Below are 8,104 nucleotides of genomic sequence, written 5' to 3'. Positions count from 1 at the left end.
CAAATCTTCCTTCTACCATTTTTTTGTACCTAAATTTATATTTCGGACAGGTCTATAGATCAATGCATTTCCCAATATCTAAAATTATGTTCAAAGGTGTAACCTTTACTTTTAATTCACTATGCTTATTCATGGTGTTCCTCTGTTCAGTAACGATTGTCGATAAGCGAAGTGAAATCGTAGTAAAAGCGAAAAAATTCACGGCTTTACAGCAATTCTTGATTATCGAGAAAGGCAGAGGGCAGAGGGCAGGAGGCAGAAGAAGACTGCACTTTGCCCTCTGCCACGACCGTAGGAAGTAAGGGTTTAAGACCCCTGCCAAACTTCGTTTTGGCGGTATTAGATTGCTGGCGGGTCTGAATCCCCCTGCAATCTTCCCTTCTGCCCTCTGCCTCCTGCCTTCTGCCTTCTTCAACACTCGGCGGACTTTCTGCTTTGCAAGAATACATCCTGACTTTTGCAGATGATTTACGCCGCGCTGCTGGTTTCATCCTTGACCTCGGTTTTGATAACGAAAGCCCTTAACTCGACAATATTATCGCCGCGAAAGCGCCAGATGTCGCAGTACGAGTAATCAGCCGCCTTCCCGTCTTCGTCCTTCATGGTGATGTCGCCGAGTGCCGTGACGAAATCACCCTCAGCGATTAAGTTAGCGACCCTAAACTTTGGCGGCTCTATGTATGTCATTGCCATCCATTGGCGAACGGCTTCTTTTCCTTTAAGGGTCTTGTCACCTACAAATGTCCATTCCATGTCGTCGGCGCAGAACGACAAGAATCCTCCATTGTTGCCTTGGGCGATCGCCGCGTTTGCCTCTTCTAAGATGGCTTTATTTTTGTCTGACATTTGAATTTCTCCTCTATTCAAGTTGTCTTTGTTTTAACCAATTTGAGTTTAATAAGTTCCAACACTCAACTTTGACTATGCTCCAGCGCAACTCGATCCCAATGTCCTAAATTGGCTGCTGCTTCATAGGTGCTTTGGAAAAAGGCAAGGAGCATTGCATCTGGATCGTCAGCTTGTCTCACGGCTTCATAGGGTAGAATAAACTCTTGCATCTCTGAGCTGTAAAAAGCTTCTGTGGGTTGGATCGGGTAATCATGGAACCCTTCCGGCGTAGGGTAAGCATAAGCGTAAAAAACAGGCTCCACAATTGACCCACCCCCTGGCCAAAAACCACAGCTACTGACTTCGTGTGAATAGGCTTCTCGTGTGACCCAATCTGCCATATTCGGAACTCCCCCTGGGTGTTCTGGCGCACGACGACCAGAGAAACGAGTCACAGCAAGATCAAAGCTGCCCCAAAAAAAATGTACAGGGCTGGATTTACCAATAAACTGGGAACGGAATAAGGTCATGACCCGATCGACTTGCACAAGAATTTGCCAGAATCGTTGTGCATATTCTGGATCATAAGCTGCGTGTTGATAGTCCCGATCGAACGGGATTGGTTCTGACACTTCTTGCGGCATCGTCCAGATTTGGACTTCGATGCCGATGTTGCTTAATGTAGTTAGCACCATTTGGTAAAAATCTGCAACAGAGCGAGGAGCCAGTGCAATTCTTTTAGTAATGCCGTCGCTAGTGTCGATTTGTAGTTGATGGTCGAGAAAATCAAAGCTAATTTGAAAGTTACGAGTTCCGCAAGGGATTGAAGCGGTTGTTAGTCCACGCGGTGTGACATAAAGAGTAGATTGCCACCAGTGATTGAGTTTAGGTGCCAGTGCCAACCGGATTTTACCGATGACTTGCGTCCATAGATGGAGAGTTGCATATGTATCCTGCCAAGCTGCTAAGGGCAAACTGGGCCAAACGATGTCAGTGGAAGTACTTTGATTAGAAACAGCCATGAAAATCACCCACATGAGGAGAACATGTTGAAGAAATGAGAAGGAAATCTAGATGAAATCAGAATCGCTATCAATAGTCTTTTCCCTGTTCATCTGCAAAACACCATAACCACTGCTCCCCCAATTCAGCCGAACTAACTACTGCATGATTGGTTGCTTCATAATGACGACGAGCGTGTTGATGCTTAGAAGAATCGCAGCACAGCATTTTGCCACAGGTTTGGCAAATCCGCAGGTGTACCCAGCGGCTATTTATTTTAATGCACTCTTCACAACGAAATACGGGATAGGCTGCTTTAGAAATCAGGTTTTCCACAGTTAGATTGTTGAGATGTTCGCAGGTCATAGTTTTTTGGTATCCCTGGTAGAAGATAACGGTGAACAGAATGATTGAGGCTGATGTGAAACCGGAAATTAAGGTGTTCTACTGGATGCTTTAACGGAGCGAGGGCAGTGTCTTCTGTACAGTAGAGGTAACTTCTAGGAATCGATAGCGAGTAAAACTGCTTCAAGTCCAGCTTATCAATCAATGATTGATACGCTTGGGGCGATAATTGTGCGTAACTGGATTGAGCCAGTTCGAGGTCAGCATCGTTGAGAAATGCTTCTCGCCAAATCTCAAAAGGCATCGTTATCGTATTATCGTCCCATTCTCTCGCTAACTTGTCGAGTAACGCTTGATAATGCGGCGGAAGGCTATCTCTGAGGCTTTCACCATCATTGAGGCAATTTTGTTCCAACTTTTATCAAATCGGCAGCCTTTTCTCCAATCATAATTGCCGATGCATTTGTGTTTCCTGTGATCATAGTTGGCATAATCGATGCATCAACAACTCGTAACCCTTCAATCCCCCGTACCTTGAGTTGAGGATCGACAACCGCCATTTGATCAATACCCATTTTGCACGTCCCAACAGGATGCCATCCCGTACCGCACGTTTGCCGAATATAATCTTCGATTGCTTTGTCGCTATGCACGGAACTCCCTGGAGCAATTTCCTCACCCCGAAACTCATTAAATGCATCGGAGTACACAATTTGACGCAAAATTTTAAGTCCTTCAACCATCAGTTGCATATCAGATTCTTTCTGAAGATAGTTGACCTGAATCAACGGTGGGTCGAAGGGGGAGGAGGAACGTAGTCTTACGCTACCACGACTTTCAGGACGGGTGATGTAAAAGGAAAAGGTGAATCCCGGACCTTCACGTGCATAGGCAGGATCGACATATAAAATCGGAACAATTGTAAATTGTAAATTAGGCGCCGCATCTAAATTATTGTTGGTATGCAGAAATAACCCAGCCTCTCCCCCATTACTACTTGGCGCAAGGGGCACGTCCTGAGTAGACTGGTAGGCAATAACAGCAAGTGGGTGATCTTGAAGATTCTGGCCGACACCCGGCAAATCAAAAACTACAGGAATGCCTACTGCCCGCAGATGTTCAGCTGGTCCAATTCCAGAAAGCATTAGCAGTTTAGGAGAATCGAAGGCGCCAGCACTCAAAATCACTTCGGAGTTGACCCTAACTTGATACTCCGTTCCGTTTTGAAAATACACTACCCCTACCGCGCGCTTTCCCTCAAAGAGTAAACGAGTCACCAATGCTCCTGTTTGAATGGTCAAGTTGGGGCGATCTTTAATCGGACGCAGAAATGCCACTGCTGTACTTTGGCGCTTGCCATCTTTCACGGTCACTTGGTAAAGTCCTGCACCTTCCTGCTGTACGCCATTAAAGTCGGGATTTTGCTCATAGCCCTGTGCGATCGCGGCTTCCACAAAGCGTTGCGACACTTTTGCAGGAGAGAGTGGATCTGTGATGCTAAGTGGTCCATCAACCCCGTGAAATAACGATGCTCCTCGCTGCTGGTTTTCCGATTTCTTGAAGTAAGGCAAGACATCCTGATAACTCCAACCAATATTACCTAATGCTTGCCAGCTATTGTAGTCACGTTCATTGCCTCGTATATAAATCATGCCATTAATCGAACTGCTGCCGCCCAAGACTTTACCGCGTGAAGATAAAATTTTGCGGTTATTTAAGTAAGGTTCCCCTTCAGTTAAGTATGCCCAGTCCACTTCCGAGCCTAAGAGTGTAGTAGGCCACAATGAGGGAACTTGAAATTCTGGCTTGGTATCAGGACCACCCGCTTCGAGCAGCAATACTTTAGTATTAGGATCTTCTGTAAGACGGTTGGCAACAACGCAGCCTGCTGAACCGGCACCAATCACAATATAATCAAAAGCAGCACTGTGATGGTATGTAGTTGTCATAATTTCTCCTTTTCAGGTCATTGTTTGTTGAATGACGGCGACATTAGTGGGTTGGCGATCGCAAATTCTGCTGCTAGTCGCGCCCTGCCACAATAATCTTTTCGGCTAAACCAACCGGGTTAGAAAACATGACCTCGTGACTACCGGGCATTTGCACGAACCGAAATAGCCCCAAGCGATTAGACATTCTCGGATGCCAACCCCACTGTTCGCCTTGAGGGAGGACATTATCTTCTGTACAGTAGAGGTAACTTTTAGGAATCGATAGCGAGTAAAACTGCTTCAAGTCCAGCTTGTCAATCAATGGTTGATACGGTTCAGTCGATAATTGTGCGTAACTGGATTGAGCCAGTTCAAGGTTAGCATCGTTGATAAACGCTTCTCGCCAAATCTCAAAAGGTAGCATCACCGTATGATCGCCCGATTGTCTCGCTAGCTGATCGGATAACGCTTGAGAGTGCGGTGGGGTGTTATCGTTGAGGCTTTCACCATCATTGAGGACAAAGGCATTGAAGAAGATGAGTCGTCGAATGCGATTGCTGATTGCTTCAGCAACTTTGGCAATAATTGTCCCACCGAAACTATGTCCGACTAGAACGATATCGTTTAAGTCTTTACTCACAATGTAATCGACGATTGATTGCGTGCATTGAGCATGGTTGACGTTTTTGTTCACGCCTTTGCCATGTCCAGCGATCGTGGGCGCAAAAGCATGATGTCCCTTTGCTTCTAGTTGATCAATGACTGCCTGCCAAGCAGAACCATCATGCCAGGAGCCATGAACTAAGACAAAAGTTGACATAGAATCCCTCCTTGTAGATGTGATCTGAAAATCAAACTCCTCGATCGATTGTTCATGCAGGGGTTTCAAGAGTTCCTCATTGCCTACATTATTGAAAGCACAATCGAGTCGTTCGTAGGTTACAACGGTCTTTTGCACTAATGCTTTGTTTCCTAAGATCGCGATCGATCATCCCTAGCAGTGAGATTTGCATGAATCAGACTGGTGCATAAATCGTTTCGTCTTCTTTGCGCCAAGCTGGATCAACTAGACAAACGAAAACAAGGGGTTTGTCGCCGTAGTTGTGAAGGAACTGGATTGCATTTGGAGGAATGTAAACCACATCGCCTGGTTCAATGCGACGAACTTCGCTATCGATCGACATTTCGCCAACACCGTTAATGATGTAATAAACCTCAGAAGTCTTTAGAGAATGGGGAATCGAAGTTTCGCCAACAGGCAAGATCGCATACGCCAAACTGTAACGCAAGTTGATGTCTTGTTTGTCAGGATGAAGCAGTTCGCGCAGAACAGTTCCATCTCCAGCGATAATTTCTTCACAGTCGTTTAGTTTTTGGATCAGCATACGTTTTTTAGGTTGGCAATTACACAATCGGAGCAAGTTCAAAATCTGTAAATTTTGGACGAAAAATTTGCCTGTTCCACGCGCCGTTGAATCACGTACTGATAGGGCGAAATCCCCATCGTTCGTTTAAACAAACTTGCAAAGTAAGTCGGGCTGATGTTAACTACACTTGCTAGTTCGGCTAAGGATAAATCACGATTCAGATGAGCATGAATGTAATCGATCGCCTGCTGCAATTGGCTGTAAGTTAAGCTTCTATTCTCAGGCATGATAATTTGTACGACCTCAGAATAGTGGCGCAACAGATGAATCACTAACGCTTGAGACGGAGACAGTATTTTATCTTTTTCAAAATACTGTCTCCTGTTTTACTGGTTGCTTCCGTAGAGGAAACCTTAAGTATTAGTGTCCACCTGAGGTCACTGGAGGGGTTGTTGCAAGGAGCTGAAGTTCCCATGCAAGGGCTACCGCACTAGCACCGCCATGCTCAAGAACAATCTCTGATACATCCGCAGATGTTTCTGTGCGTGCCCAGTCACGCTGCCATTCAGCAAGTACAGCCATCCAGTTGATTGGAACTGCACCAGCCTGAACCATCCGGCGAACCGCCATGTCATGAGCTTCCGCAGTAACACCGCCCGAAGCATCGGTAACGATGAATACGTCATAACCTTCACCCAGCGCCTGGATTGCTGGCATTGCGAGACAGATCTCGGTCCAAAGCGCAGCAAGTATAAGTTGCTTGCGGCCACTTTTCTTCACTACATCTGTAACGTTTGAATCTTCCCAGGTATTGATGAAAGTGCGGTTTATCGGTTTTTGATCGGGAAAAACATCCTGTAGTCCCTTGATGATGTAACCCCCTCTCTCTTCAATGACTGTGGTCAGGATTGTGGGTACGTTGAACAACTTTGCCGATTTAGCAAGACCAATCACATTGTTAATGATCATCGTAGGTTCATGGCTGTTCAGGTTGGTGAACTGGTAAGGCTGGTGGTCAATCAGTACCAGGATGCTATCTTCTGGACGAAGCAGTCCTTCTAAGCCGATTTTTGGATTTTTAGACATCGCTATAAATCTCCATTCAATGTTTACTTTTCAGACACGCCCTAGCGTGTGAGTCTGACTCAACGGGGTGAATCACACAGTTTTTTCACCTTCTTCGTGCCACAGGCTGGACAGAACCAATCTTCAGGCAGATCCTCAAAAGCTGTTCCCGAAGCAATTCCAGACTGTGGTTAAGCGGGTTAAATACTGTCAGAGGTCAGCAACATCACGACATCTGCATGAGCTAACACGACATCTGGGTGGCGTTGAAGCGCCGTGTTATACTTCATGGCAAATTCATTGCCCGATTCATCGGGGCTGAGCAGTGTACGAATGTCACTGTCGATCGCTTCAATTGCCTCTGATGTAACAGGTTCATCGGCGTGAAGCAACTCATCGATTTGGATAATCAATTCTGAGAGTCGATGCAACCAGGCAAACTGCTCATGACTAATCACCAGTTGTAGCAATTCACCTCCAGAAACGTGCCCTCGAACTTGCTCATAGGTAATCCGCTCAGTCTCTAGTAAAAGCTTGTGCAGACGCAGTAGTTTGATTCGTAACTCACTCAAGCGTTGATGTTGACTAATTTGATATTGAGATGTGTTAAGCATCAATCCGTCCCATCCTTCCTTCCTGGTAGTCGTTGATCGCCTGGGTGATTTCAGCTTCAGTGTTCATTACAAACGGACCGTAGCGCACGACTGGTTCGTTAAGGGGTACACCTGCAATCAGCAGAAGATCTAGAGGACGCTGAGCATCAGCAGGGTTAGAAATCACTACATTTTCTCCATCTTGAGAAAAGAGCACCATCTGCCCATCATCACCAGGCGCTGGCTCTGTCCCAAACAACCCAGACCCCTCCAGTACATAGACAAAGGCGTTGTACTCTTTGGGTACAGGCTGGATCATCGTTGCCCCTGGTTGCAGTGTGAAGTGGAGGTAGATTATCGGCGTGCGCGTCTGAATTACGGCTTTTGCCCCTAACGCTTCTCCCGCAATCACCCGCACCGTCACAGACCGATCTTCGGTTTGAGCTACCGGAATGTGAGCCGCTGGAATTTCCTGATAGCGGGGTGGCATCATTTTGTCTCGTTGTGGCAGATTGACCCATAGTTGAATGCCGTGGAGCCGTCCACCAGTTTGGGTAAACATTGACTCCGGCATCTCGGAATGCACAACCCCGGCACCTGCTGTCATCCACTGGACATCACCTGGATTTAGTAGCCCGGAGTGCCCCGCAGAATCTTTGTGTTCTAACCGTCCATCCAAGACATAGCTGACGATTTCAAAGCCCCGGTGCGGATGATCGGGTGCACCTTTTGCCTGACCCGGCTTTAGATTAATCGGCCCCAACTCGTCGAGGAGGAGAAACGGGTCAAATTCAGAGAAGCTACTTTTGGGAAAGGGCCGACGTACAAGAAATCCAGCCCCTTCGAGTGTTTCAACGCTGTTGATTACTCCGGCAACGGTTCGAGACGTTTGAGTGGGGACAGTCATAGAATTGCCTCTTCAAAACTAGACAAGTATGTGTATCATTTGAGCCTGAATCAACGGGGTGAATCA

12 protein-coding genes are annotated in these 8,104 nt (G+C 46.5%); all 12 read right to left on the bottom strand.

Going from position 1 to position 8,104, the window contains the following annotated elements:
• Nucleotides 1–468: 468 nt before the first annotated feature.
• Entirely contained in the window at nucleotides 469–846 is a 378-nt protein-coding gene (locus ACM0OY_RS31445) for a nuclear transport factor 2 family protein (protein WP_414572690.1), read from the bottom strand.
• A gap of 65 nt (nucleotides 847–911) precedes the next feature.
• Complete coding sequence (locus ACM0OY_RS31440; protein WP_414572689.1) at nucleotides 912–1,850, bottom strand: DUF5996 family protein; 939 nt, start codon at nucleotides 1,848–1,850, stop codon at nucleotides 912–914.
• Between the two features lie 70 nt (nucleotides 1,851–1,920).
• Nucleotides 1,921–2,166 carry a UBP-type zinc finger domain-containing protein gene (locus tag ACM0OY_RS31435; protein ID WP_338421223.1) on the bottom strand — a complete coding sequence of 82 codons (246 nt, stop codon included), beginning with the start codon at nucleotides 2,164–2,166 and terminating at the stop codon, nucleotides 1,921–1,923.
• Complete coding sequence (locus ACM0OY_RS31430; protein ID WP_414572688.1) at nucleotides 2,147–2,590, bottom strand: hypothetical protein; 444 nt, start codon at nucleotides 2,588–2,590, stop codon at nucleotides 2,147–2,149. Before ACM0OY_RS31430 ends, ACM0OY_RS31435 begins: the two co-directional genes overlap by 20 nt.
• Complete coding sequence (locus ACM0OY_RS31425) at nucleotides 2,568–4,124, bottom strand: GMC family oxidoreductase (protein WP_414572687.1); 1,557 nt, start codon at nucleotides 4,122–4,124, stop codon at nucleotides 2,568–2,570. Before ACM0OY_RS31425 ends, ACM0OY_RS31430 begins: the two co-directional genes overlap by 23 nt.
• A 73-nt stretch (nucleotides 4,125–4,197) precedes the next feature.
• Nucleotides 4,198–4,926 carry an alpha/beta fold hydrolase gene (locus ACM0OY_RS31420; RefSeq protein ID WP_414572686.1) on the bottom strand — a complete coding sequence of 243 codons (729 nt, stop codon included), beginning with the start codon at nucleotides 4,924–4,926 and terminating at the stop codon, nucleotides 4,198–4,200.
• Nucleotides 4,927–5,122: 196 nt separating this feature from the next.
• Nucleotides 5,123–5,491 carry a cupin domain-containing protein gene (locus ACM0OY_RS31415; RefSeq protein ID WP_414572685.1) on the bottom strand — a complete coding sequence of 123 codons (369 nt, stop codon included), beginning with the start codon at nucleotides 5,489–5,491 and terminating at the stop codon, nucleotides 5,123–5,125.
• Between the two features lie 38 nt (nucleotides 5,492–5,529).
• Entirely contained in the window at nucleotides 5,530–5,760 is a 231-nt protein-coding gene (locus ACM0OY_RS31410) for an AraC family transcriptional regulator (RefSeq protein WP_414572684.1), read from the bottom strand.
• 133 nt (nucleotides 5,761–5,893) lie between these two features.
• Nucleotides 5,894–6,559 carry a hydrolase gene (locus ACM0OY_RS31405; protein ID WP_414572683.1) on the bottom strand — a complete coding sequence of 222 codons (666 nt, stop codon included), beginning with the start codon at nucleotides 6,557–6,559 and terminating at the stop codon, nucleotides 5,894–5,896.
• Nucleotides 6,560–6,618: 59 nt separating this feature from the next.
• On the bottom strand, nucleotides 6,619–6,690 hold the full coding sequence (locus tag ACM0OY_RS31400) for a hypothetical protein (protein WP_414572691.1): 72 nt from the start codon (nucleotides 6,688–6,690) through the stop codon (nucleotides 6,619–6,621).
• A gap of 48 nt (nucleotides 6,691–6,738) precedes the next feature.
• The gene (locus ACM0OY_RS31395) at nucleotides 6,739–7,152 is read right to left on the bottom strand and encodes a hypothetical protein (RefSeq protein WP_414572682.1); all 414 of its coding nucleotides are present in this window, start codon (nucleotides 7,150–7,152) and stop codon (nucleotides 6,739–6,741) included.
• On the bottom strand, nucleotides 7,145–8,038 hold the full coding sequence (locus ACM0OY_RS31390) for a pirin family protein (protein WP_414572681.1): 894 nt from the start codon (nucleotides 8,036–8,038) through the stop codon (nucleotides 7,145–7,147). Before ACM0OY_RS31390 ends, ACM0OY_RS31395 begins: the two co-directional genes overlap by 8 nt.
• Nucleotides 8,039–8,104: the final 66 nt, after the last annotated feature.

The sequence above is a fragment of the Nostoc sp. CCY 9925 genome, from assembly GCF_963920935.1.
In the GTDB taxonomy this organism is placed as follows: Bacteria; Cyanobacteriota; Cyanobacteriia; order Cyanobacteriales; family Nostocaceae; genus Nostoc.
Note: the sequence above shows the minus strand (reverse complement) of the source record. Positions and strands in the feature narration are given on the sequence as shown.